This window comes from Methylocystis rosea SV97, assembly GCF_000372845.1.
GTDB lineage: Bacteria > Pseudomonadota > Alphaproteobacteria > Rhizobiales > Beijerinckiaceae > Methylocystis > Methylocystis rosea.
Genome location: NZ_KB889963.1, coordinates 1,654,756 through 1,678,972, shown reverse-complemented (window position 1 = coordinate 1,678,972; position 24,217 = coordinate 1,654,756). Strand labels below are relative to the sequence as shown.

General features: G+C 62.9%; 23 protein-coding genes. 12 read left to right on the top strand and 11 right to left on the bottom strand.

Annotation, left to right across the window (positions count from 1 at the left end):
* Positions 1-54 precede the first annotated feature (54 nt).
* Positions 55-717, bottom strand: coding sequence for a tRNA1(Val) (adenine(37)-N6)-methyltransferase (locus tag A3OO_RS0108790; RefSeq protein ID WP_245257138.1), 663 nt, complete (start codon positions 715-717; stop codon positions 55-57).
* Between the two features lie 257 nt (positions 718-974).
* Here A3OO_RS0108790 and A3OO_RS0108785 point away from each other — a divergent pair, with 257 nt between their 5' ends.
* A complete protein-coding gene (locus tag A3OO_RS0108785) occupies positions 975-1,985 on the top strand; it encodes a polyprenyl synthetase family protein (protein ID WP_018407471.1) in 1,011 nt (336 codons plus the stop codon).
* A gap of 136 nt (positions 1,986-2,121) precedes the next feature.
* On the opposite strand, the gene A3OO_RS0108780 is transcribed toward A3OO_RS0108785, so the two are convergent.
* On the bottom strand, positions 2,122-2,451 hold the full coding sequence (locus A3OO_RS0108780) for a PsiF family protein (protein ID WP_018407470.1): 330 nt from the start codon (positions 2,449-2,451) through the stop codon (positions 2,122-2,124).
* Positions 2,452-2,612: 161 nt separating this feature from the next.
* On the bottom strand, positions 2,613-2,783 hold the full coding sequence (locus A3OO_RS0108775) for a hypothetical protein (protein WP_156824782.1): 171 nt from the start codon (positions 2,781-2,783) through the stop codon (positions 2,613-2,615).
* A 153-nt stretch (positions 2,784-2,936) separates the two neighbouring features.
* Here A3OO_RS0108775 and A3OO_RS0108770 point away from each other — a divergent pair, with 153 nt between their 5' ends.
* Positions 2,937-5,099, top strand: coding sequence for a S9 family peptidase (locus tag A3OO_RS0108770; RefSeq protein ID WP_018407468.1), 2,163 nt, complete (start codon positions 2,937-2,939; stop codon positions 5,097-5,099).
* Between the two features lie 58 nt (positions 5,100-5,157).
* On the opposite strand, the gene A3OO_RS0108765 is transcribed toward A3OO_RS0108770, so the two are convergent.
* Positions 5,158-5,523, bottom strand: coding sequence for a hypothetical protein (locus A3OO_RS0108765; protein WP_018407467.1), 366 nt, complete (start codon positions 5,521-5,523; stop codon positions 5,158-5,160).
* A gap of 150 nt (positions 5,524-5,673) precedes the next feature.
* Between A3OO_RS0108765 and A3OO_RS0108760 the strand changes: the two genes are divergently transcribed.
* Positions 5,674-6,972 carry an O-acetylhomoserine aminocarboxypropyltransferase/cysteine synthase family protein gene (locus A3OO_RS0108760; protein ID WP_018407466.1) on the top strand — a complete coding sequence of 433 codons (1,299 nt, stop codon included), beginning with the start codon at positions 5,674-5,676 and terminating at the stop codon, positions 6,970-6,972.
* A gap of 208 nt (positions 6,973-7,180) precedes the next feature.
* On the opposite strand, the gene A3OO_RS0108755 is transcribed toward A3OO_RS0108760, so the two are convergent.
* The 3 genes from A3OO_RS0108755 to A3OO_RS0108745 are packed head-to-tail and all read right to left on the bottom strand — an operon-like array spanning position 7,181 to position 9,925.
* A complete protein-coding gene (locus A3OO_RS0108755) occupies positions 7,181-8,236 on the bottom strand; it encodes an extracellular catalytic domain type 2 short-chain-length polyhydroxyalkanoate depolymerase (protein ID WP_040573761.1) in 1,056 nt (351 codons plus the stop codon).
* 52 nt (positions 8,237-8,288) lie between these two features.
* The gene (gene cobU / locus A3OO_RS0108750; protein ID WP_018407464.1) at positions 8,289-8,819 is read right to left on the bottom strand and encodes a bifunctional adenosylcobinamide kinase/adenosylcobinamide-phosphate guanylyltransferase; all 531 of its coding nucleotides are present in this window, start codon (positions 8,817-8,819) and stop codon (positions 8,289-8,291) included.
* On the bottom strand, positions 8,816-9,925 hold the full coding sequence (locus A3OO_RS0108745; protein WP_026222818.1) for a cobalt-precorrin-5B (C(1))-methyltransferase: 1,110 nt from the start codon (positions 9,923-9,925) through the stop codon (positions 8,816-8,818). Before A3OO_RS0108745 ends, cobU begins: the two co-directional genes overlap by 4 nt.
* A gap of 92 nt (positions 9,926-10,017) precedes the next feature.
* Between A3OO_RS0108745 and A3OO_RS0108740 the strand changes: the two genes are divergently transcribed.
* The 4 genes from A3OO_RS0108740 to A3OO_RS0108725 all read left to right on the top strand — a co-directional run bounded on the left by A3OO_RS0108740 (position 10,018) and on the right by A3OO_RS0108725 (position 13,902).
* Positions 10,018-10,572, top strand: coding sequence for a YbhB/YbcL family Raf kinase inhibitor-like protein (locus tag A3OO_RS0108740; protein ID WP_018407462.1), 555 nt, complete (start codon positions 10,018-10,020; stop codon positions 10,570-10,572).
* Positions 10,569-11,531: an adenosylcobinamide-phosphate synthase CbiB gene (cbiB, locus tag A3OO_RS0108735; RefSeq protein ID WP_018407461.1), complete on the top strand. Its 963-nt coding sequence runs from the start codon at positions 10,569-10,571 to the stop codon at positions 11,529-11,531. Before A3OO_RS0108740 ends, cbiB begins: the two co-directional genes overlap by 4 nt.
* Before the next feature lie 153 nt (positions 11,532-11,684).
* Entirely contained in the window at positions 11,685-12,986 is a 1,302-nt protein-coding gene (locus A3OO_RS0108730; RefSeq protein WP_026222817.1) for a polyhydroxyalkanoate depolymerase, read from the top strand.
* 76 nt (positions 12,987-13,062) lie between these two features.
* Positions 13,063-13,902 carry a class I SAM-dependent methyltransferase gene (locus A3OO_RS0108725; RefSeq protein ID WP_051080396.1) on the top strand — a complete coding sequence of 280 codons (840 nt, stop codon included), beginning with the start codon at positions 13,063-13,065 and terminating at the stop codon, positions 13,900-13,902.
* A 141-nt stretch (positions 13,903-14,043) separates the two neighbouring features.
* Here the strand turns inward: A3OO_RS0108725 and A3OO_RS0108720 are convergent, their stop codons facing one another.
* A complete protein-coding gene (locus A3OO_RS0108720; RefSeq protein WP_040573758.1) occupies positions 14,044-15,093 on the bottom strand; it encodes a WcbI family polysaccharide biosynthesis putative acetyltransferase in 1,050 nt (349 codons plus the stop codon).
* A gap of 162 nt (positions 15,094-15,255) precedes the next feature.
* Here A3OO_RS0108720 and A3OO_RS0108715 point away from each other — a divergent pair, with 162 nt between their 5' ends.
* The 4 genes from A3OO_RS0108715 (at position 15,256) to A3OO_RS0108700 (ending at position 18,988) form a co-directional block, all read left to right on the top strand.
* Entirely contained in the window at positions 15,256-16,320 is a 1,065-nt protein-coding gene (locus A3OO_RS0108715; RefSeq protein ID WP_026222816.1) for a GSCFA domain-containing protein, read from the top strand.
* 79 nt (positions 16,321-16,399) lie between these two features.
* Entirely contained in the window at positions 16,400-16,828 is a 429-nt protein-coding gene (locus tag A3OO_RS0108710; protein ID WP_018407456.1) for an anthrone oxygenase family protein, read from the top strand.
* Positions 16,829-16,921: 93 nt separating this feature from the next.
* Positions 16,922-18,346: a dihydrolipoyl dehydrogenase gene (gene lpdA / locus A3OO_RS0108705; protein ID WP_018407455.1), complete on the top strand. Its 1,425-nt coding sequence runs from the start codon at positions 16,922-16,924 to the stop codon at positions 18,344-18,346.
* A 75-nt stretch (positions 18,347-18,421) separates the two neighbouring features.
* The gene (locus A3OO_RS0108700; RefSeq protein ID WP_018407454.1) at positions 18,422-18,988 is read left to right on the top strand and encodes a hypothetical protein; all 567 of its coding nucleotides are present in this window, start codon (positions 18,422-18,424) and stop codon (positions 18,986-18,988) included.
* A 684-nt stretch (positions 18,989-19,672) separates the two neighbouring features.
* Here the strand turns inward: A3OO_RS0108700 and A3OO_RS0108690 are convergent.
* The gene (locus tag A3OO_RS0108690; RefSeq protein ID WP_018407451.1) at positions 19,673-20,284 is read right to left on the bottom strand and encodes a L,D-transpeptidase; all 612 of its coding nucleotides are present in this window, start codon (positions 20,282-20,284) and stop codon (positions 19,673-19,675) included.
* Between the two features lie 278 nt (positions 20,285-20,562).
* Between A3OO_RS0108690 and A3OO_RS0108685 the strand changes: the two genes are divergently transcribed.
* A complete protein-coding gene (locus A3OO_RS0108685) occupies positions 20,563-21,465 on the top strand; it encodes a histone deacetylase family protein (protein WP_198008855.1) in 903 nt (300 codons plus the stop codon).
* Between the two features lie 104 nt (positions 21,466-21,569).
* Here A3OO_RS0108685 and ykgO read toward each other — a convergent pair whose 3' ends face one another.
* Complete coding sequence (ykgO, locus tag A3OO_RS0108680) at positions 21,570-21,695, bottom strand: type B 50S ribosomal protein L36 (RefSeq protein WP_018407448.1); 126 nt, start codon at positions 21,693-21,695, stop codon at positions 21,570-21,572.
* Positions 21,696-21,802: 107 nt separating this feature from the next.
* A complete protein-coding gene (locus A3OO_RS0108675) occupies positions 21,803-24,091 on the bottom strand; it encodes a TonB-dependent receptor (protein ID WP_018407447.1) in 2,289 nt (762 codons plus the stop codon).
* Between the last annotated feature and the right edge of the window lie 126 nt (positions 24,092-24,217).

Below are 24,217 nucleotides of genomic sequence, written 5' to 3'. Positions count from 1 at the left end.
GCCTGCGGCCTGCCAGGAATGACAGGCCAGCGAACTGATCAACCGGGATTCATATCAGACAACGATCGCCTTCAAGATCGACAGCGGCGCTTTGGAGCCCTTGACGCCGGCGAGAAGAATGCGCGTCGCCGGCGCATCAGTCCGCGTGTGGATGGGCTGGATCGAGACGCCCCCTATTCTGCCCTCGACAGCCGCGAGACATTCCGCGAGCGCGTCGGCGCGATGGATCATCACGAAAGTTCCGCCAGGTGCGAGCAGCGCGAGACAGGCCCGGACCCAATCAATCAGCGGCGCGCTGGCGACATGCGCGCGCGCTTTCGCCGCGTCGGGCGTGACGCGCACCTTGCCGGCGTCGTGAAACGGCGGATTGGTGAGAACGAGCGCCGCCTTTTCGTCGATCAAACCAGCGGCGCGGCGCGATTTCGCCGCGAGCACGTCAGCTTGGTAAACCGTCGCCCTTGCGCCCAGCGCATTTTCGGCGACGTTTTCGCGGGCGAGCGCGCAAGATTCGGGGTCGATCTCGACAAGACCAACGATCGCGCGAGGGGCGCGCAGCGCCGCCATCAGTCCGACCGCGCCCGCCCCGGCCCCGACGTCGAGAATGAGCCCCTGCTGATGTTGCGGCGTCGCGGCGGCGAGCAGCTCGGCCTCCGTGCCGGAACGGTGGCCGGCGGCGCTTTGACGCAGGCGCAGGCGCCCGCCGAGAAAACCATCCAAACTCGCGCCTTTCATAGGAGCCGAGAGACTCACATCCGCGCGCTCCACCCTCCCCTTGAGGGGGAAAGTCGGCGCGCAGCGCCGGGGTGCGGTGAACCCAAGGTCTTTGCCGCCTGTCACCCCACCCCCCATGGCTATCGCAATGCGACCCTCCCCCTCAAGGGGAGGGTGATTGCGATAGCCAACGCCGCCGACTTGCCGCCTCCATCCCAAAGCCGTAAGTTCGCGCCAGAAAACGTAAGGCTTAAGGGGGGTCCGTGGGTATCGTCATTCCGCTCGATGAGAAAAAGGACGCCGGCCTCGACAGTCTCCTCGAACTCATCAAGCCCGACCTGGAGCGCACCAATCAGCTGATCATTCAGCGCATGGGCTCCGACGTCACGACGATTCCCGAGGTCGCCAATCATCTCATCTCCGCCGGCGGCAAGCGCCTGCGGCCAATGCTCGTTCTCGCCACCGCCGGCATGTGCGGCTACAGGGGCGACGGGCATCTGAAATTCGCCGCCGGCATTGAATTCATGCATACGGCGACGCTGCTCCACGACGACGTCGTCGACGAAAGCGACATGCGCCGCGGCAAGATCGCCGCCCGCATGCTGTGGGGCAATCAGACCTGCGTGCTCGTCGGCGACTTCCTGCTCGGCCACGCCTTCAAAATGATGGTCGAGCCCGGCGCCATCGCGCCGCTCTCCGTGGTTTCGCAAGCCGCCGCGGTGATCGCCGAAGGCGAGATCATGCAGCTCAACGCCGCGAAGGACACGACCACGACCGAGGACGCCTATATGGGCGTCATTCGCCGCAAGACGGCGGAGCTTTTCGCCGCCGCGGCCGAAGTCGGGGTGATGCTCGGCGGCAAACCGAAGGCCGATGAAGCCGCCGCGCGCAGCTATGGCATGAATCTCGGCGTCGCCTTCCAGCTCATCGACGACGCGCTCGATTATGGCGGCTCGTCCACCAAGCTCGGCAAGAACGTCGGCGACGACTTCCGCGAGGGCAAGATCACGCTCCCCGTGGTGCTCGCCTTCCGTCGCGGCAATGAGAAAGAACGTGAATTCTGGCGGCGCACGCTGGAAAAGGCCGAAATCAAAGACGGCGACGTCGAGACCGCCTGCGGTCTGATGAAGAAGCACAAGGCGCTCGACGATACGATCGAGCGCGCGGCGCATTACGGCGCCATCGCACGCGACGCGATGGAGATTTTTCCCGCATCGCCATGGAAGAGCGCGCTGCTCGAAGTCGTCGACTTCTGCATCGACCGCGTCTACTAAAGCAGGTTCCGAAAAAGTTGATCAGACTTTTTCGGTGAGAACCTGCTCCAAGTATTTTGAGCGATTCCTATCCATCACAATGTGATCGATAAGCGCTCTAGCGCCGCCGGCCGCCGGAAAGCGACCGGCGAACTTGTCATCCCTTCAGACAGTCGGATTTGAAGTGTTTGCGCTCTTTGCCGTGAAGCCCTTTGGCGTCGGCTTGCGTGCGGCAGTCTTTTTCTCGCTCCGCATGCGTCCTGGCCGGAGCGGCGCTCGTTGGCTGCGCAGCGGCCGCAGGCGCTTCGGCGCTTGGCGCCGGCGCATCTGAAGGCGCGGCGCTCTTCGGCGCGATCTCGGCGGGCGGCGCCCAGGCGGTCGGCGCGGTCGTTGGCGAAGACGCCTTCGGCTCGGCGAGCGCGGCTGCGCCGAAGGAAAGACTGGCGCAAATGACGCCGGCGGCGATGTTTTTCATGCTCGTGAACATTTTAAGTTTCTTCTGCGTTTCGAGGCGCGCCGCAGCGCCGTGTTGAGGGGTTGCGGCGCGACTCCATCACGCGCAAGCGCGCGTGCGCCATCGGCCACACCTGAAGCTTAGGCGATTTATGACAGTTTGTCTTTGACGCAGCGCAGCAGCGCCAAAAATGACTAGCGTCGCCACCACACATAGATCGCGACGCCGGCGATGACGCTCGAATAGACGATCTTCCATGCGAGCCGGCGCAGTGTGAACGCAGGGCGGACAGGAATGTCGTTGAGGCGGGAAGTCCTTCGCTCGCCGATTGAAACCGGACTGAGCGCGGCGTGGGAGTAACGCATGAATCGCTCCTCATCCAAAAGCGGATAGGTCTTGCGGCAAGGCTAAGGCGCGATTGATTTACAAATTGCTTCGATCTCAATCCGCCCGAGAGATCTCTGCGCGGCGCCGCAAGCAGTGATAAAAGCCTCGGAAAGCAATCGGCGGAGGACGACATGGCCCGCGAAACAACGGCGAAGACGTCGGATTGGCGGTTTGATCTTACAGGCGCCGCAGCGCCTCTCGCCACGCAGCGCCCCACGCGAAGAGTCATCCATGGCCGCGTGCTCGATGATCCTTACGAGTGGCTCGCTGCGAAAAACTGGCGCGAGGTGCTGCGCGACCCGAATGCGCTTCCCGACGACATCGCCGAACTGATCGAGGCGGAAAACGCTTACTGCGATCGCGTCATGGCGCCGCTCAAGAATTTACGCAGGGTGCTCGTCGCCGAAATGCGCGGCCGCATCAAGGAGGACGACAGCGAGGTTCCCGAGCCGGACGGGCCTTACGCCTATTACGAACGCTTCCACCAGGGCGCGGAACATCCGCTCTACTGCCGGACGCCGCGAGAAGGCGGGGCGGAAAGCGTGCTGCTCGATGGCGACGCGCTGGCCAAAGGCCACGACTTCTTCGATATCGGCGACGCGGCGCACGCGCCCGATCACGCGCAACTTGCCTGGAGCGTTGATGACGCCGGTTCAGAGCTATTTGACATCCGCACCAGGGCGTTGAGCGATGGCCTCGACCGCGCCGACGTCGTGAGCGACAGCGACGGCGTCATTGTCTGGCAGGCCAATTCGAAAGCCTACTACTATGTGCTGATCGACGAGAACCATCGCACCGTGCAGGTCTTTCGACACGAAGTGGGCGCCGATCCCGCCGACGACGCGCTGATCATCGAGGAGACTGACAGCGCCTGGTTCGTCAGCCTTCATGAAAGCCGCTGCAGGCGTTTCGCCATTGTGTCGATCCACGGCCATGACGCGACGGAATGCTGGCTCATCGACCTTCGCGAAGACAATCCGACGCCGCGCATTGTCGCGCCGCGCGAACCGCGCCTGCGCTACGACGTCGAGCCGCATGGCGACCTTCTTTACATTCGCGACAACGCCGACGGCGCCGATGATTTCCGCATTTCCGTCGCGCCGCTCGCAGAGCCGGGCCGCGAAAACTGGAAGGACGTCGTTCACCATCGCCACGGCGTCTTGATCGACTCCTTCACCGTTTATGCGCGCCATCTTGTCTGGCTGCTTCGGGAAAACTCCTTGCCGAAACTCGTCATCCGCGCGCTCTCCAGCAGCGAGGAACATGCGATTCACTTCGAGGAAGAAGCCTATGCGCTGTCGATCGATCCGGGACTGGAATTCGACACCGACATTCTGCGCTTCATCTATTCGTCAATGACGACGCCAGACGAGACTTATGACTACGACATGACTGCGCGCACGCGCGTCTTGCGCAAGCGCCAGGAAATTCCCTCCGGACACGATCCGAAGACCTATGTGACGCGGCGCCTGTTCGCGACGGCGCGCGACGGCGAAATCGTGCCGATCACGCTCTTGCATCGCGCCGACTTCACGCCCGGCGGAGACGGCGCGCCGCTGCTGCTCTACGGCTATGGCGCCTATGGCTATGCGCTGTCGGCGGGCTTTAACGAAGACGCGCTTTCGCTCGTCGATCGAGGCTTTGTCTATGCGCGCGCCCATATTCGCGGCGGAACCGACAAGGGCTGGCGCTGGTATGAGGACGGCAAGCTCGAGAAGAAGCAAAACAGCTTCACCGATTTCATCGATTGCGCGCGGCATCTGGTTTCGGCCGGCTACACGCGCAAAGGCGGCGTCGTCGCGCAGGGAGGATCGGCGGGCGGTCTGCTAATGGGCGCCGTCGCCAACGAGGCGCCGGAGCTGTTCGCCGGCATCATCGCCAGCGTGCCTTTCGTCGACACGTTGAATACGATGCTGCGCGACGATCTTCCGCTGACGCCGCCAGAATGGCTCGAGTGGGGCAACCCGATCGCCAGCGCCGAAGCCTATGATCGCCTCGCGTCGTACTCGCCTTACGACAATGTGCGCGCGCAACACTATCCGCCGATACTCGCCGTCGCCGGCGTGACCGATCCTCGGGTCACCTATTGGGAGCCGCTCAAATGGGTCGCGAAGCTGCGCGCGACGATGAGCGGCGGCGGACCCGTGTTGCTGTTCACCCATATGGGCGCGGGGCACGCCGGCGCCTCGGGCCGTTTCGAGGCGCTTGAAGACACGGCGCTGGAATATGCTTTCGCGCTCGCCTGCGCCGCGCGCGCCTTCAAAGACGACGGAGATGTCCTGGCGGAAGGCTGAGGCGAACCGCCGGGTCTTCTCATTTTATGGCCCGGGCGCTCTTGCCGCTGAACTGACGCTATGAACTCGGCCCCTTCTTCCGCCTGATCTCCTCGGGCGGCTGCCATTCCTGGCCGCTTTGCGTTCCTTTCTTTCCCTCGACGCCCGGCGAGCCGGCGGAGGTTCCACTCGACCCCGCCAAACCGCTTTCATTGACATCAGCCGCTTTCGGATTGTCCTTCTGCACGGCGCCCGATGGCTCGACCGGACTTCCGGCCGCCGGTCCCGAGGTTACGCCTTGATCCTGCGATGGTTGCTGCTGCGGCTGTGACTGCTGATCTGACTGTTGTTGCGGCGATTGCCCTTGCTGCTGCTCCTCGGCCAACGCCGCGGGCGCCAGAAGGGCGAGGGCGAGGCTTCCGATAACGGCTATTCCTGTCTTCATGTCGAACTCCCTGACGGGGCGCCAACGCGCAACATTCGCCCCGCGGGTAAATGGAGGAGGAGACCAAACTAGCAATGGAGAAAGGCGCGCCATGTAGCGCGGGCGTTTTCTTTGATTTATTGAGCTTACGCTCACGCCAGGAGGAAGATGATGGCCGTCGATAGCAAGCACGCCGAAACGATTGCGCTCCACGCCGGCTGGCGCGCTGATGAAACCAACGGCGCCGTCGCCGTTCCGATCTATCAGACGACCTCGTATCAGTTTCACGACACCGAGCATGCCGCCAATCTTTTTGCGCTGAAGGAGCTCGGCCACATCTATACGCGCATCGGCAACCCGACGACCGGCGTGTTGGAGGCGCGGCTCGCGGCGCTGGAGGGCGGCGTGGAGGCCCTGGCGCTGGCTTCGGGACAGGCGGCGTCGGCGCTCTCGATTCAGAATCTCGCGCGTGTCGGTGACAATGTCGTCTCGTCCACCGATCTTTACGGCGGCACCTGGAACCTCTTCGCCAATACGCTGAAGGACCAGGGCCTCGACGTGCGCTTCGTCGATCCCGCCGATCCCGAGAATTTCCGCCGCGCCACCGACGATCGCACGCGCGCCTATTACGCCGAGACTCTGCCTAATCCGAAACTCACGGTGTTTCCGATCGCCGAAGTGGCGGCGATCGGCCGGGAGCTCGGCGTTCCACTGATCATGGACAACACCGCCGCGCCGATTCTCTGCCGGCCGATCGATCATGGCGCGGCGATCGTCGTTTATTCCACGACGAAATATCTTGGCGGCCACGGCACGTCGATCGGCGGCGCCATCATCGACGCCGGCAATTTCGACTGGGAGAAATTTCCGCAGCGTCAGCCGGCGCTGAATACGCCAGATCCGAGCTATCACGGCGCCATCTGGGTTGAGGCAGTCAAGCCGATCGGACCGGTCGCCTACATCATCAAGGCGCGCGCGACGCTGTTGCGCGATCTCGGTCCGGCGCCCTCGCCCTTCAACGCTTTTCTCACGCTGCAAGGCGTCGAGACGGTGACGCTGCGCATGGAGCGTCATGTGCAGAACGCGCAGAAGGTCGTCGACTTCTTGAGCAAGCGCAGCGAAGTGACGCGGGTCATTCATCCGTCGCAGCAGACGGGCGAGATGCGCCGGCGCGCGGACGCCTATCTGAAAGGCGGCTATGGCGCGCTGCTCGGCTTCGAGCTGAAGGGCGGTCTCGACGCCGGCCGCAGATTTATCGACGCGCTGGAGATGTTCTATCACGTCGCCAATATCGGCGACGCGCGCAGCCTCGCCATCCATCCGGCGACGACGACGCATTCGCAGCTCGCCGAGGAAGCGCAGCTCGCGAGCGGCGTGACGCCCGGCTATGTGCGGCTCTCGATCGGCATTGAACATATCGACGACATCATCGCCGATCTGGAAAAGGGGCTGAAAGCGGCGGGCGGCTGATTCTCGCTCCTGCTCAGGCTCCGCAGTCGTCGTGCTTCGAGACGCCGCTTTCAGCGGCTCCTCAGCATGAGGGCTGTGTGAGGTCCCTCATCCGAGGAGCGGCCCGCAAGTCGCGGTTTACCCGACTTGCGGATTTAATGCCGATCTCGGGCAGGCCCGAGATCGAAGGGCCGCGTCTCGAAGGACGAGGGATTGACTAGCGCCTGACTCACGGCTTCGTCGCGAGCCGGTCGACGATCGCGCGAATGGCGGCGATCTGCGGACCTTTCTTTGTGTGGTGCTCGGCGTTGTCGTAGCCCCACCAGTCCCAGCAAGCGTTGGGGTTCAAAACGAAGTTCAACGTATAGAACGGCCAGCCCCATCCCCAGCGGCTGATGGTTTGCGGATAGACGACGATGATGTGGTTCGTATCCGCCCAGCGATTGTAGCCGGCGTGTTTGTAGAACGCGTCGCCAACTTCGGCCGCCTGCTGTTTGCAGCCATGCAGGGCGACATGCACGCGGCACGTCTCCAGCGCGCAGACATGCGGCACATAGGCGTAGCCGACATCGCTTAAACTGTGATTGTAGGGATTGCCGTCGGGCAAAAATTCCTTCTGATCGAACTCGACATATTTTCCGGCGGGCTGCGCGCTCGGCGGGTTGAGCGGCCCGTAAATCTGCTCGAGCATGGCTTTCGCGGCGTCGAAGTCGCAGTCGACGATGAACGGAGCCTTGTTCGCGCTGCATTCCTTATCGCCATAGTCCTCGGTCACCATGGCGTGACCCGCGCCGATATCGTTTCGATAGACGATGCGATCCGGCGGCACATAAGACGCATAATAATCGCGCGCCGCATCCATCACGACGGGATGCACGACCTCATCCTTGCGGCCGGAAAACAACCAGACGCGCGCATCGTTCAAATTGGCGACGTCGTCTATGGCCCCGGAGCGCGCGAGCGCGTCGGTGATGTTCGTAAGATGCGCTGGATCCGGGACAGGGTGGGCGGCGTCCGGCTTCATGCAATTGCTGGTCGCTTGGTTTGAACTCTGCTCCGCGCAGTCGTAAGGCACGCCGGCGACGATCCCCGCGCCTTTGACAACGCCGGAATGCGCCACATGGAATTGCAACGCCATCGCCGCGCCCGATGAAAGCCCCGACACGGAGGTCTCGGACAAATTCGCGCCGTAAGCCGGCAGGCGCTCGGCGCCCGACGCGGCTTCGGCTGCAAGACAGCACGTCACGGCGACGGCGATGTGTAATTTGCGCAAAGGAATGAACATGAACTTCTCCTTCAAAATCGCATGACCCGGAATTCGCGCCAGGCAGAAATGATCACATGATCGACGGCCCTTTCGCAAAAAGCGGATTGCCTGCGACGACGAGGACGACCCGTCCCGCACTCCGCGAAACAGCCTGATGCAATTCGCCTGCCGCATCCCGAAAAGAACGCGCCAATGCGTTATCCGGCACGATCGACAATCCAACCTCGGACGAGACGGCGACGGTCGGCGCCGAGCGGGACGACAACGCATCAACAAGCGCGTCGCGATCGCTTGAAAGATCTGCGCCGCCAAGCAGCCGATTGCTCAGCCAGAGCGTGAGACAGTCGATTAGCAGCGGTCGATCGACCGGCGCCTCGCGAATCGCGTCGACGAGCGCCTGCGCCGCTTCGACCGTGCGCCAGTCCTCGCCGCGTCTTGCGCGATGCGCGTCGACGCGCGCGCGCATTTCCTCATCCAGAATGTCCGCCGTCGCAATATAGGTCCAGGGCGACGGATGCGTGACGATGAGACTCTCCGCATATGCGCTTTTGCCTGAACGCGCGCCGCCGAGCACAAGGGTAAGATGCGGATTTTCGCTCATGTCCGGGCTCTTTGAAACGGCGTGCGGGCGAGCAGCGCCCCGTCGCGGTCGAATATGATGATCTCCAATTCGCTCTCCGCCGGATCCAGCGCCCGCGCGGCGGTTTTCCACGCGGCGCGCGCGACCGGCGCCGAAAGATCGATTCCTGCGCTTTGCCCGATCTGCAACGCTTCGAGCGCGCTATTCGCATTGGCGATGAGCGCCGCAATCTCTTCGCCCGCGCCGACCTCGCGCGCGGTTTGGGCGAGCCGCGCAAAATCAACGCTCGAGCGCCCCGAATGAAGATCGAGCCGCCCTTGCGCGAGCTTGGTCATTTTGGCGAAGCCGCCCCCGATCGTGACGCGCGCGACCGGATGGGTGCGAAGATATTTCAAAAGCCCGCCGACGAAATCGCCCATTTCAATGAGGGACGTCTCCGGCAGATCATAAAGCCGCGTCACCGCCGCTTCGGAGGTCGAGCCTGTCGTGCCGGCGACATGCGTCAAGCCGCTGGCGCGGGCCACATCGACGCCGCGATGGATGCTGTCGATCCAGGCGGCGCAGGAAAACGGCGTGACGATGCCGGTCGTGCCGAGAATGGAGAGTCCGCCAACGATGCCGAGCCGTCCATTCAGCGTATGCTTGGCCAATTCCTCCCCGCCAGGGACCGAAATTTCAATGTCGGCGTCCGCGCCGACCCCGATCTTCGCGCTCGCCTCGATGATCGTCTCAACCATCATCTTACGCGGCGTGGGATTGATTGCCGGCTCGCCGGGCGCCAGGGGAAGCCCCGGACGGGTCACGACGCCGACGCCCTCTCCCGCGAAAAACCGCACGCCCGCGCCGGGAACGCCGCGGCGCACTTGCGCGCATATCAGGGCGCCGTGAGTGACGTCCGGATCGTCGCCGGCGTCCTTGACGACGCCAGCACGGGCGAAATCCTCACCGCGTTCAAAGGTCGCCAGCGCGAAGGCGACGCGCTTTCCCGAGGGCAACGCGATCTCGACCGGATCGGGAGGCGGCGCATCCGTCATCAGCGCCTCGAAGGCGGCGCGCGTCGCGGCGGTCGCGCAGGCCCCCGTCGTCCAGCCGCGGCGCAAAGGACGCCCACTTCCCGCATCGCTCATGCGCCCTCTTTACCGCGAAGCGCGAGCGCGCGACACCGGCGCGCCGATCCGCTAAAGATGCGGCGATTTCCAGATTTGAGGAGCACGCTTACATGTTGCGCAGCGTTTCATCCTTTCTCGGTCTTATTGCGCTGGCCGCCGACTCGAGCGGCGCCCAGGCGTTCGAGCTCACAAGCCCCGACGTCGCCGAAGGCAAGACGATCGATATGAGGCATGTCTATGATTCCATGAGCTGCACCGGTGAGAATATCTCGCCGGAGCTCCACTGGAGCGACCCGCCTGCGGGCACCAAGAGCTTCGCCGTCCTCGTGCATGACCCCGATGCGCCGACGGGCGGCGCCGGGTTTTGGCACTGGCTCGTCGTCGATATTCCGGCCGACGTTCGCGGATTGAAGCGCGGCGCCGGCGACGCTTCGGGGAAAAATCTGCCGTCCGGCGCGCAGCAATTGGAGACGGACTTTGGCGACAAGGCCTATGGCGGTCCCTGCCCGCCGCCTGGCAAGCCGCACCGTTACGTTTTCACCGTCTATGCGCTCAAGACCGAAAAGCTCGGCGACGCCGCGCATGGCCGCACCGCCGTCGCCGGCTTCACCATCAATCAGAATGCGCTGGCCAAAGCCTCGATCACCGCGCTTTTTGGACGGTGAATTTCGGCGTTGCGCTTCTGGCGCTCGCCATCGAGGCGGGCGCCGGCTATCCGGATGCGCTTTTTCGCAGGATCGGCCATCCGGTGACGTGGATGGGCGCGCTGATCGCCGCGCTCGACCGAGGGCTGAACAGTGAGGCCGACTCCTTCGGGCTGCGGCGGCTGAAAGGCGCTCTGGCGCTCGCCGCGCTTCTTGTCATCGCGGTTGGGAGCGGCGCGCTGATGGAACGCGCGGCGCTCGCGCTTCCGCTCGGCTGGATTGCGCTCGCTGTCGTTGCATCCAGCCTTCTGGCGCAGCGCAGCCTACATGCGCATGTCGCCGCGGTCGCGGAGGCGCTGGCGATCTCGGTGGAAGACGGCCGGACGGCGGTGGCGAAAATCGTCGGACGCGACGTATCAGCGCTCGACGAATCCGGCGTCGCCCGCGCCGCCATCGAGAGCCTTGCCGAGAATTTCTCCGACGGCGTCGTCGCGCCGGCGCTCTGGCTCGCAGTTTTCGGCTTACCCGGCGCGCTCGCCTACAAGGCCGTCAACACCGCCGATAGCATGATCGGCCATAAGTCGGCGCGCTATCTCGCCTTCGGCTGGGCCGCGGCCCGCTGCGACGATCTAATGAATGTTCTCCCCGCGCGCGCGGCGGCGGGCCTGCTGACGGTCGGCGCCTTGGCCGTGAGCGGCGCCTCTCCGGCCAAGGCGCTGGCGGCGGCCTGGCGTGATGCGCCAAAGCACGCCTCTCCCAACGCCGGATGGCCCGAAGCGGCGGCGGCTGGCGCTCTTGGTCTCAAGCTCGGCGGTCCCCGATCCTACGGCGGGGCTGAGGCGGTGGACGGAGCGAGTCTTGGCGACGGCAGGCGCGAGGCCAATGCGGCGGATATTCGCCGCGCTTTGTCGCTCTATGAAATTTCAACCGCCACGCTCTGGTTTTCGCTTGCAGTCTGCGCCTTGGCTGCGAGAATATGACAGAACTGCAAATTTTCAGGTCCATGGCGCCACAGCTCTGCTCGCCAGATTTCTAACCTTGCCCATCTTGAATGTGTTATTAGTTAGATTGTGCGGTGCAGCATGAAACGCAGCGCGGCGGCTGCGACGGGGGTGGCGGGGAGAAGCGTAAAGATGGACCGTATGTCGTACCAGCTATACGAAATGTTGCACTTGGCTTTCGCGCCGGCACGGGCGGCGACGGACGCGATGTTGCACGCGATGAAGAATCCGCTCAATCCGCTGCATCACACGTCGTTCGGCCGCAACGTCGCCGCCTCGGCGGAACTGTTCGAGCGCATGACCCGCCGCTACGGGAAACCCCTGTTCGGCCTGGACACGACGATTGTCGATGGCGCCGAGGTCGAAATCGTCGAGGAGGTTGTCTGGAGCCGTCCGTTTTGCGGCCTGCTGCATTTCAAGCGGCTGTTTACTGGTCCGGCGCCCCGACAGTCGAAATTGCTGATTGTCGCGCCGATGTCCGGCCACTACGCCACGCTGCTGCGCGGCACGGTCGAGGCGTTCCTGCCGACCTACGACGTCTACATCACGGATTGGAGCGACGCGCGCACGGTGCCGCTCGTCGACGGCTCCTTCGATCTCGATGATTACATCGATTATCTCAGCGAAATCATGCGTTTCCTTGCCCTGAACGGGCCTGAAACGCCCTTGCATACGCTTGGCGTCTGTCAGGCGTCAGTGCCGCTCATCTGCGCGATCGCCGCAATGGAGGCGGGCAACGATCCTGACGTCCCCGAATCCATGGTGCTGGTCGGCGGCCCTATCGACACAAGGGTGAATCCGACGGCCGTCAACAAGCTGGCGCAGCAGCGCGGGATGGATTGGTTCCGCAGCCATTGCATCCACAGCGTGCCGTTTCCGCACGCCGGCATGGGACGCCAAGTCTATCCGGGCTTTCTGCAGCTCTCCGGCTTCATGTCGATGAATTTCGAGCGCCATATCTCGGCCCATCTCGAAATGTTCAACCATCTCGTCGAGGGGGACGGCGACTCCGCCGAAAGACACCGCGATTTTTACGACGAATATCTCGCGGTGATGGACCTGACCGCAGAATTCTATCTGCAAACCGTGGATCGCATCTTCGTCCGCCACGAGGTGCCGCTCGGCCTGTTGCGCCACCGGGACCATCTCATCGACCTCAAAGCAATCAGCCGCACGGCGCTCTTTGCGGTCGAGGGTGAAAAGGACGACATTTCCGGCGTCGGCCAGACCGAAGCCGCGCTGGATCTGTGCGCCAATATTCCTGCCGCCCGGAAACGCCATTATGTCCAGAAAGGCGTCGGCCATTACGGCGTCTTCAACGGCTCGCGCTTTCGCGACGAGATTGCGCCGCGCATCCGCGCATTCGCGGCCGACATGGAAAGTCTCGAGGGCTTAGGGACGACGCGTCCTCGCCTTGCATGGAGCGCGGAATAAAGGCAAACTCCGCGCCCTCGCCGCGATTAGAGTGGGCGCTTTCGCGCGCCAGATCCAATCATCCAAGGAACATTCGATGGACGTGCAGGACGCAGCCTCGCGCGAAGCGCTGCAAAAAGAAATTGACGCCATTCATTGGTATCATGAGTTCGATTTCGGAAACGGGCTGCGCGCCCTCAGCGTGTCGCAGGCCGACGATCATCGCCGCATCTGGCGCTTTATCGAGAGCGAGCTCGACAAGATCGATTTCGCCGGCAAGAGCGTGCTCGAAATCGGCTGCTGGGACGGATACTGGAGCTTTTACGCCGAGCGGCGGGGCGCCAAGCGCGTTGTCGCCACCGACGACGTGAGCCAGAACTGGGCGAGCGGCGCCGGGCTGCGCCTCGCCAAGAAGCTTCTAAACTCCAATGTCGAGATCAATCAGAGCGTTTCGATCTACGAAGCCTCGAAGCTCAATGAGACCTTCGACATCATCATCTGTCTCGGCGTCTATTACCACCTTGTCGACCCCTTCGCGGGATTCGCCGAAGTGCGGCATCTCATGCACGAAGGATCAATCGCGATTTTCGAAGGCGACGCGACGCTCGAATTGCGACCCGACACTTTTTATTGGGACATGTCGGACTCGGCGAAGTCCTGCTTCGTGCCGACGCAGTGGGGCCTCAACCACATGCTGAAGACAACCTATATGGATGTCGTCGCGCAGAGCTGGATGCGTCCGCCGCCGGCATTCAAGGTCAATGTCGATCCGGCGCATCTTTTCGGTTTCACGGGCGCGCTGGATCCTTCAGGCTTCCCGCCCCTGAAACATCGCGAGCGCATTCTCACCGTGGTGAAGCCGTTCAGCGGCGAAAATCCGCTGCATCCCTATAAGCCGCCGTTCAATCTCGCGAAATTCGACACGCGCTGGAAATAGTACGGATATCCATGCATTTGGGCCGTGTCATTCCCGGCAGGCCAAAGGGCTGACCGGGAATCCAGGGCCGATCAAGCGCGCTGGTCTTGCTCTGGATTCCCGATCGCACGCTTTGCGCGCGTCGGGAATGACGCAAGCAGCTTACAGCGTAGGCGTGAGGCCCGCGACGAAATTCTCGCGCGCCAATCTCATCAGCAATCCGCTCGTCGCCTCGTCGGCGACCCAGGCGTCGACACGCGGATTGCTGAGCTGCGAGGGATCGTGGCCGCTATAGATCTTGTAGCAGGACGCGATGTACTGCGGCAACGTCAGGAAGTCGCCCACCGTCGTCGATATATGGTGGTTCTGCAGCTTGAACATATAGCCGCCCTGCGCCCCATATCGCTTCGCGATCGACGGATAGATCGGGAAGATCTCGCTGCGCGCGAGATCATGAATGGCGTAATAGTTGAAATTCACTGTCCGCGGATTCAGTCCGACCCTCTCGAAAAGCTTCTTGGAGAGATCGAACAGCACAAAGCTCATCGGATGCACGGTGCTGTACATGAAGACGCCGCGGCGCGACCAGTTCATCAGCTCGGCCGAAAGATCGAGGCCATATCTGTCGCGCGTCGCATCGAGCAGTTCGCGCGAGGCGTCGTTCCACATGTCGAAATAGCCGAGCGCGTCAAAGACGTTCTCGTTGAAGAGCGCATTCGCCATCTCGACCGACAAGCCCTTGCGATAGGCGAAAAGCGCGATCGCCGAATGGTAGGGACCGATCGGCCCGCAAACGAAACCATGCATGCGCGCCAGATCGTGAATATAGACGAGATCGGGATGAAAGGCCGCAAAGGTGATCGCAGGAAAGATCATCGTCTTCGGCAGGCGCTTGCATAATTCTTCTGAACCACCGCCGCGCACATGACCGTCAAGAAAGTCATGCGAGAAGACGTAGTCGTAAGTCTCCAGCGTCTTGGCGAAGAGGCCCATCGTCGAGCGGGCGCGGGCGATCATCGAAAAATGGTCGACGGTCGCGCTCGGATCGAGCACTTTCATCGCATAGGCGACGCCGAAACTCTGGCAATTGCCGATGATGGCGATCCGCGGCCCGGTGTTGCGCATGACGCGGCCGGTGATCTTCGCGAGCCGCGGCTCGACGGCGTATTGCCGCCAGGATTTTAGAATCTGTCTGTCAACCTGCGTTAACATGCGGTCTTTCATGGATTGGCGACGGCGCGGGCGTTCTCAGCGGCGCCGCCGGGTGACAAGCGGTCGGGCGCCGTTTATGTTGCGACGCCAGAGGGCGGCTCGCGAACGACGCGGGAAAAGCTCGATCCGCGACCATCGGCCGGATCAGAAAGGAGTGCGACCATGGCGGAGAACCCCTATAGCTCCCTACCCGACCATCGCTTTTGGCGCAAGGCGGTGACCTCGCTGCCGCCCTTCGCGCTCGATCCAATCATTCGCACGCCTTTTAAGATTTCGCCGCAGGACAAAGTCGCGACGGGCGGCAGCTGCTTCGCGCAGGAGATCGCCATGGGCCTGCAGGCGAGCGGATTCCATTATTATCTCGCCGAGCAGCCGCCGGCCGGCATGTCTGCGGATGAGGCGCTGCGCCGCAACTACTCAATGTATTCCTGCCGCTACGGCAATCTCTACACGACCGCGCAGCTGCTGCAATTGATCGAACGCGCCTATGGACGCTTCACGCCGCAGCTCGATCACTGGAACAGGCCGGAGGACGGCCGCGTCGTCGATCCGTTCCGTCCGCGCATCGAACCAGACGGATACGCCACTGTTGACGAGATGCGCGCCGATCGCGAGCGGCATCTCGCCGCGGTCCGCCACATGCTCGAGACGATGGACGTCTTCGTTTTCACATTCGGCCATACCGAGACCTGGCGCCACAAGCCCGACGGCGCGATCCTGCAGCTTGCGCCGGGCGTCGCCGGCGGCGCCTGGGATCCGAGCGTCTACGAGTTCTACAATATGACCGTCAGCGAAGTCGTGCGCGACTTCATGGCCGCCGTCGACCGCATTCGCGAGGTCAATCCCAAGGTTCGCATCGTGCTGAGCGTGTCGCCGGTCGGCATTATCGCGACCTATGAAGACCGGCACGTTATTGAGTCGAACTGCGCCGTCAAGGCGATTCTGCGCGCCGCCGCCGACGAGGTGGTCCGGGCCAGGCCGAACATCGCCTATCTCCCGTCCTATGATCTCGCCACCGTTTCCCCGAACGTGCCGATGTTCTATCGGGAGGATACGAGACGCATCAATCCCTATGGCGTCGATCGCGCCATGAGGGTGTTCTTCGACCATTTCACCGATCGCCGAAAAGAGCAGGATGCGGTGAAGGCGGTGAAAATCGACGTCGCCGCTGAAGCCGAGAGCAACTCCCGCGTCGTCTGCGACGAGGAAGCGATCGAGTCAGCTTAAGAGACAACGGCGGCGGGTCGGCGGTCGGGGTCGATTCGCCAGGAACGCCGAGTCATGCCGACCGCCAAAGGACGCTTGAATGATTATTGGTTCGCTTGCGCTCGCGACAGCTGGCGCTTTCACCGGCGCCTCGCTCTATGTCAATTACGTCGAACAGCCGGCGCGGCTTGCGCTCACTGACGACGCGCTGATCAAGGAGTGGGAGCCCTCCGATCATCGCGGCTTCATTGTGCTCGCAAGTTTTGCCGCGCTTGCCGCGCTCTTCGGCTTCATCGCGTTTCGAGAGCTCGACGACGTCAGATGGCTGTTCGGCGCCCTCGTCGCGATTGCGAGCTGGCCCTACACCTATCTTGCCATCGTGCCGCTCAACAATCGCATCCTGGCGCTGATCCAGGCCGACGCGGCGCATGAAGCGCGCAAGGTGATCAATCTTTGGGGTCGCTTGGAGCTGGGTCAAACCGCGCTCGGCCTCGTCGCAACGCTCATCTACGTTTGGGCCGCCGGCTGATTTCCGAGAGCGGCGTTTAGCCAAAGTTCATCTCGGATGCGTTCATCTAAGAACGGATCTTGGAAGCGGCCACATATTTGAATTGCGGATGACATGACCTACGATCTTATCGTGATCGGTTCCGGTCCAGGCGGTTACGTATGCGCGATCCGCGCGGCGCAACTTGGATTGAAGACGGCCGTCGTCGAGAAGGATCCGACGTTCGGCGGCACATGCCTCAATGTCGGCTGCATTCCGTCGAAGGCGCTGCTCCACGCTTCACATATGTTCGAAGAAGCGGCGCATGGACTGGCGCCGCTTGGCGTCATCGTCGATCCGCCGCGCCTCGATCTTGCGGCGATGATGAAGCACAAGGACGACACCGTTGGCGCGAACGTCAATGGCGTCGCCTTCCTGTTTAGAAAACACAAGATCGAGTCGTTTCGCGGCGTCGGCCGGCTGAAAGGCGCCGGGCGAGTCGAGGTCACGAGCGCGGACGGCGCGGTTCAGACGCTGGAAACGAAGAACATTGTTCTCGCCACCGGTTCGGCTGTCGCGCCGCTGCGCGACGCCTCCGGCGCGGAGATCGCGATCGACGAGAAGCTGATCCTTTCGTCGACCGGCGCTTTGGCCCTGGCGAAGACGCCGAAGCGGCTGGTCGTCGTCGGCGCGGGCGTCATCGGACTGGAGCTTGGATCGGTCTGGCGGCGGCTTGGGGCCGAAGTGATTGCGATCGAATATCTCGATCGCATCCTGCCCGGCTTCGATCTCGAGATCGCCGCACGCTTCCAGAAGATCCTCGAAAAACAGGGCTTCGAATTCCGGCTCGCCTCTAAGGTGACTGGCGTGCGGCGCGAGGGAACCGGCAAGGCCGAGCGCGCTGTCGTCTCCTATTCGTCGGTCGATGGCGCGACATCCGACACGATCGAGGCCGACGCCGTGCTCATCGCGACCGGCCGCATCCCGTTCACACAGGGCCTCGGACTCGAGGACGCCGGCGTCGCCCTGGAGCGCGGACGCATCGTCATCGACGAAGGTTTCGCGACCAATGTTCCGGGAGTCTACGCCATCGGCGACGTGGTGCGCGGGCCGATGCTCGCCCATAAGGCTGAGGACGAAGGCATCGCCATCGCCGAAATCCTCGCCGGACAGGCCGGGCATGTGAATTACGGCGTCATTCCCAGCGTCGTCTACACGATGCCGGAAGTCGCAGCGGTCGGCATCACCGAGGAAGAGGCCAAATCCGGAGGGATCGAGGTCGCGATCGGCAAATTTCCCTTTACCGCCAATGGCCGCGCGCGCGCGATGCGCGCGACCGACGGTTTCGTGAAGATCATCGCCGACGCGGCGACCGACCGTGTGCTCGGCGTCCATATTGTTGGCGCGGCGGCCGGCGAATTGATCGCTGAAGCTGCTGTGTTGATGGAATTTTCCGGCTCGTCGGAAGATCTCGCGCGCACCTGCCACGCCCATCCGACGCTCTCGGAGGCGATGCGCGAGGCGGCCTTCGCCGTCGCCAAACGCGCCATCCACATTTGAGCTTGTCTAAGTCGGCCGTCGTGGTCCACGCCAAGCGCTGGCGCTACGCGCCCGCCGCATGCGAGAGGAAGACGTATGGAAAATTGGAAACAGCGCCTGAGGGAGGCGTTTTGGTTCGCGCTCGCCGTCCTCTTTCTGGTCGAAACCTGGCTGTGGTATCATTTCAGCGAATGGCTGCACGATCTTGGACGCGCGCTAGGGCTTGAACGTTACGAGCAGCAGTTCAAGGACTTCGTCGCGACGCTTACGCCCCTAAAAACATTGGCGATATTTATCGCGCCAGCGTTCGCGATTATCCCGGCCAAGCTGGTTGGTTTTGAGTTAATCGCGCATGGTCATGTGTTCACGGGGCTTTTGGCGATTCTTCTCGCCAAAACACTGGCGCTCGGCGTCATGTCGTTTCTTTTCGATATCTGCCGGGACAAGCTGATGCAGATCGACCGCTTCCGTCAGATCTATTCAATTGTCCTCGAGATTCGCGCCTGGGCGGCCAGACTGGTCGCGCCGTTCAAGCAACGCGTCTGTGAGGCCGCCGACGCGATGTGCGGGCGAATAGAAACGTTCATCGGCGTTGAAGCAGGCTCGCTGACGCGCAGCGTCGCGCGCATGCGCGAACTGGCGCGTCAGAAACGGTCCGCCTGATTATTCGCAGATTGCATATCCAAAGCAGAAATCGTCGCCGTTGGGCGACGGTCGGGAGAGAATTGTCGTGGCGCTTGCAACACCAGCCGCGAACAGGAACAGCATCAAAACGTACAAAACCAAATTGCGCATGACAGGCCCAGCCTTCCGCCTCTCGCTGCAACAGTTATAAAAACTTGAAAGGCGCGGCGCTCCGAGTCTCCGCTCTTTCGAGCATTGATTTTGGGCACGCCGGCCTTTCAGAACAGAAACGCAAATGTCGCGCGCGCGTTCCACGATTTGAGCGACCGAATGAAAATTTTTACTGGCAAATCGCATAGCCGTAGCAAGGGTCCGAGGGTTTCGCTTGCGCGGACGACGCGAGGTAAGCGCCCGCGCCGGCGACTTCCAGCAACAGAATGCTGACCACCAGGACTAAGCAGCCCATGCTTGTCGTCGGACGCATAATCAATCCCCTTCTTCGATCGCCCGCACCCCGCGAACATTCGCGACATTAAGGTCCGCTTTACCAAGGCGCCGTGCGAGAGCGCACACGGGCGAATGCCGGGGCGGGGCGTCGAGAAACCTCGGTCATACTCGCGCGGGCGCGGAGCGACTGCGCCCGGGAATCGTATGGCAAAAAAGACGACGCCCTCGCGCGCTGGGCGGAGGGCGTCGCAGGAAGCTTGATAAACGGGCGAAGCCTTAGAGGACGACGACCTTGGTGCCGACCTTCACGCGGTTGTAAAGATCGATCGCATCGATGTCGCGCATGCGGATGCAGCCCGAGGATACGGCCTGTCCGATCTTGTCCGGCTCATTAGTGCCATGGATACGATAGAGCGTATCCCTGCCGTTCTGATAAAGGTAGAGCGCGCGCGAGCCGAGCGGATTGTCGGGACCGCCCGGCAGACCGCCGGCGTCCGCCGTCGGCTGGAGATGCGGCCAACGCTCGAGCATGTCTTTTGGCGGGATCCACCGCGGCCATTCCTGCATGCCGCCCACATAGGCCCGGCCGGTGAAGGCCATCGCGTCCTGACCGGTGGCGACGCCGTAGCGCACCGCCTTTCCGCCCGGCAAGACATAGTAAAGAAATTTCGAGCGGTTATCGACGATGATCGAACCGACGGGCTCGTTCGTCTTATAATCGACGAGGTAGCGTTCGTATTGCGAACTCACCCCAGCCTTGGGAGCAAGCGCCATGAATTCGGCGTCGCGACCGTTAAGCCTCGGATCGGGAAGAGGCGTTCCGCCGTTGCAACCCGCCAGAAAAACAGCGAGAAGCGCAGACGCCGCTGTCACATATCTGAAACTCATTTCAGGCACTCCTTTCCGCCGCAAAACAGTTGTTACGATTTTCTTATCATGAACTTTGGCGCTGGGATCACGTCTTCCGAATTATTCCCTTACTGTTGCGCCGGCGCCACGCTAACCGCCGCGGCCCCGCGCTTGAGCTTTACTGTTTCTTTTTCATGGACAGGAGGCCGCGGAAGGCCGAAAATCCATGCGTTGACTGGCGTAGCGTCGCCCGCTTGGATTGCGTCGCAGCATTGAAAACCCTCCTCGTCACACATGAAAGCGGGCTCCTTCACGAGATGGGTCCCGGCCATCCCGAAGCTCCCGAACGGTTGCGGGCGATCCAGCGCGGCTTGGAGCAAGAGCGATTCGCGTCGCTGAGCCGGATGAGCGCGCCCCAAGCGCAAGCGGAATCCCTGCAACGCGTCCATCCCCAATCCTATCTTGCCGCCCTTGCGCACGCGGCGCCGCGCGAAGGCTATTCGGCGCTCGACAGCGACACGCTGATGTGTCCGCAGACGATCGAAGCGGTTTGGCGCGCCGCCGGCGGCGCCGTCGCGGCAGTGGACGAAGTCATGTCGGGACGGGCCGACAACGCCTTCGTCGCCGTCCGCCCGCCTGGGCATCACGCCGGCGTGCACAATCCGATGGGGTTTTGCTTCGTCAACAATATCGCCGTGGCCGCGCGCCACGCGCTGGCGGCGCATGGGGCGGAACGGGTGGCGATCGTCGACTTCGACGTCCATCACGGCAATGGCACGCAAGAGATTTTCTGGGCCGACGACAAAGTGCTGTTCTGCTCGACGCATCAGGCGCCCTTTTATCCAGGCACGGGCGGACGTAATGAGACGGGCGACCATGACAACATCGTCAATGCGCCGCTCCTCGCCGGCTCGACGGGGCACGCCTTTGGCGAAGCGCTCGCCGACCGAATCCTGCCGCGGGTGCGCGATTTCGCGCCCGACCTGATCCTGATATCGGCGGGCTTCGACGCCCATGAGCGCGATCCGCTCGGCGGCCTACGGCTCCGCGAGACGGATTTCGGCGACGCGACCAAACGGCTGATGGATATCGCCGACCGGCGCTGCGGCGGCCGCATCGTCTCAATGCTCGAAGGCGGCTATGACGTCGACGCTCTGAGCCGCAGCGTCAACGCGCATGTGCTGGCGCTCATGGGCGTTGCGGAGAACACGAACGCCTAGCGCGGCGGCCGGTAGCCTGCGCAACCTAAGCGATAATGCAAAAGGGCCGCGAGCTGACGCTCCGGCCCTTCTTCATGCGTCTGGATCAACAGGCGTGGCGGAACTCAGCCCTGGCGGGCCTTATAGCGCTTCTGCACCTTGTTGATGATGTAGACGCGGCCTTTGCGGCGCACGATCTGGTTGGCGCGATGGCGCGAACGCAGAGATTTCAAAGAGTTGCGGACTTTCATCGGTCTATCCCCGGCAATGGTGAACTGGCCGGGATAACGCCCAGCGCTTCGTTGGCCCCGCCTATGCCCTATTTCGCCCCGGCGATCAAGCCGAAACGCCTAGAACGTCAAAAGCGCGCATTGGCGAAAAACCGCAGATTCGCCCCCGGGAGCAGCACCTCATCCTTGCGGAAGGAGACGCTGTTGCGGATGTCCTCGTTGAGGAGATTGTCGCCGACGAGTCCCAGCCGCAACTCGCGGCTCAGCGGATCGCCCGGATCGAGCAGCATGCGGTAGCTGATTTCGGCCTTCAGCAGATTATAGCCCTTCGTTGGCGTTTCATTGGTCAGGTCGATGTTGCGCTGCGCGAAGGCGTGCAAAAAATTGACCCGCAGCAGCCAATTCGAATCTCGCCAGAACAATCCGCCGCCGAGCCGCACGGGCGGGATGCGGGGGACGTTGCCGCCGCCCACGAATGTCGCCCGCACCACGTCAAACTGGTGCTCCGCCCCGAAAACGCCGCCTGCCAGCGTCGCGACGTCGAGTTGGCTTTGAAACTCGCCGCCCCGGAAGAGCGCATTGCGCTGCGAATAGATCGCCTCGCGCAGATCGCCCTCGCCTTCCAAGGCGCAGCTCGCAATATCTTCCTCGCAGACCGCGCCGGTGAGATTTCGGAAGATAAAGCCGTCGAAGCGCGTGAGGTAGGCTGTCGCCTCGAAGCGGAATGGGCCGACTGGGCGGCGCAAGCCGATTTCGATGGTCTTCGCCCCTTCAATTCGAAGATTCGGATTGCCGATGTCGAAAGTGCCCGTCGCCTCATGGATTCCGCGCGAAAAGAGCTCGGGCGCGCGCGGCGCGCGTTCGACATATTGGGCGGTCAGACTGGCGACGACGCCTTGCGGCAGATCCTGGAGGAACCCAAAGGCCCCGCTCTTTGGCGTGAAATTTCGCACGCGGGCGACTTGCAGCGCCGGATCAGCGAGGGGTTCGGGAAATGCGTCGAAGACGAGGAGTTCGGGAAATGCGCCGGAGACGGTCGCGTGTTCTATGCGTCCGGCCAGCTGCATTCTCGATGTGTCGGTCAGTCTGAATTCATTGAACCAATAGCCGGCGACGCTTCGCGTCCGATTGGGGTCGAAGAGCCCGCCCTCGCGTCCTGGCGAAGTCAGGATCTGATGCATCCCCTGCACGCCGAAGGCGCTGGTCAGAGTCGCGAAGGACAAGTCGACCGGGCGAAGCTGGGTTTCGACCCGCGCCTCGAGATCCTTGTTGGTGAAGGTCTGCTGAACGCCGTCGAAGCCCCCCTCATTGGCGAGTTCGTGGTGCTTGTAGTCGGTCAGACCCGCCCAGAAGCGGACCGCTTCGATATAGGCCGACTGCGGACGGAACTCGCCCTTGGTCGTCACGCGCGTCTGGCGAAGTTCGATGCGCGTATTGGTCTCCGTCGGCTCAATGCCAGGGATGCGATAGCGCGAGTTGAACTGCGTCACCGCGACGCCGACGAAGCCGCCGTCGAAGAAATAGGAGCCGCCCACCGAACCGCCGGCCGAGCGCATTGACGAATTGGGCTGGCGTCCGAAGACCGGCGGCGGCGGATCCGGCGGAAAAAGGTATGGATAGCCGGGAATAAGGTAGTCGCTGCTGCGACGGCCATGGACATCCATGTGGAAGGCGACGTTGCCGCGGCCGACGTCGAGCAGAGTCGCGTTCTCGAGCGAGTTGTCGACGGTCATCACCGCGCCGCGAGTCTCGACGACCGAGCAACCCTCCGTCTCGGCCGTTGGGATGAGCGCGAGACGGCACGGCAAGGCCGTGGGAATGCGGTTGTTTTCGACATTGACGACGCCGCCGATCGCTTGCGACCCCCAGCGAAGCGTCGCCGGGCCGCGCACCACCTCGATTTGGCTCGCGGCGACGGGATCGAGCGGTACGGCGTGATCCTCGCCAAGTTCCGAGACGCCGCTGTTGCTGACGCCGTTTTCCTGGATTCGCACCCGGTAATTGTCGAGACCGCGCACGATGGGACGGCTCGCCGCGCCGGGCGCGAAGGTCGATCCGGTGACGCCCGGCTTGGCGAAGAGCACGTCGCCAAGCGTCGCGCCCGGCGAGCGCCGCAGCTCCTCATTGGTGACGACCGTGACCGTCGCGAATTGATCGGCGACGATGGGAAGGACGCCTAGCGGCGCCACGGCCGGTTCGCGCGGCTCGGGTCCGCTCGGGCCGGCGACGCTGCGGTTGCGCCCGCCGGGCGCTGGGGGAGTCTGTGGCGGGGAGACGATTTTGGCGCGCTTGATCGGACTCACGGAGCCGACTTCAATCGGCGGCAAGGCCTGCTGAGCCAAGGCGCTCGCGACGCTGATGAAAATCCCGACTACGGCGCCGCCGGCTGCTGCGCCGGCCAAAACGCTCTTCCTCATGGACGCCCGCTCTCGCTGATTATGTTATAACATAACATAGCCGAGGCGGGCTGAGCCGTGTCAATACGCTGTGGCTCGGCGTGAGCAGGTCGGCGCCGACTGTGGCCTCGGCGCCACACTCGAAGA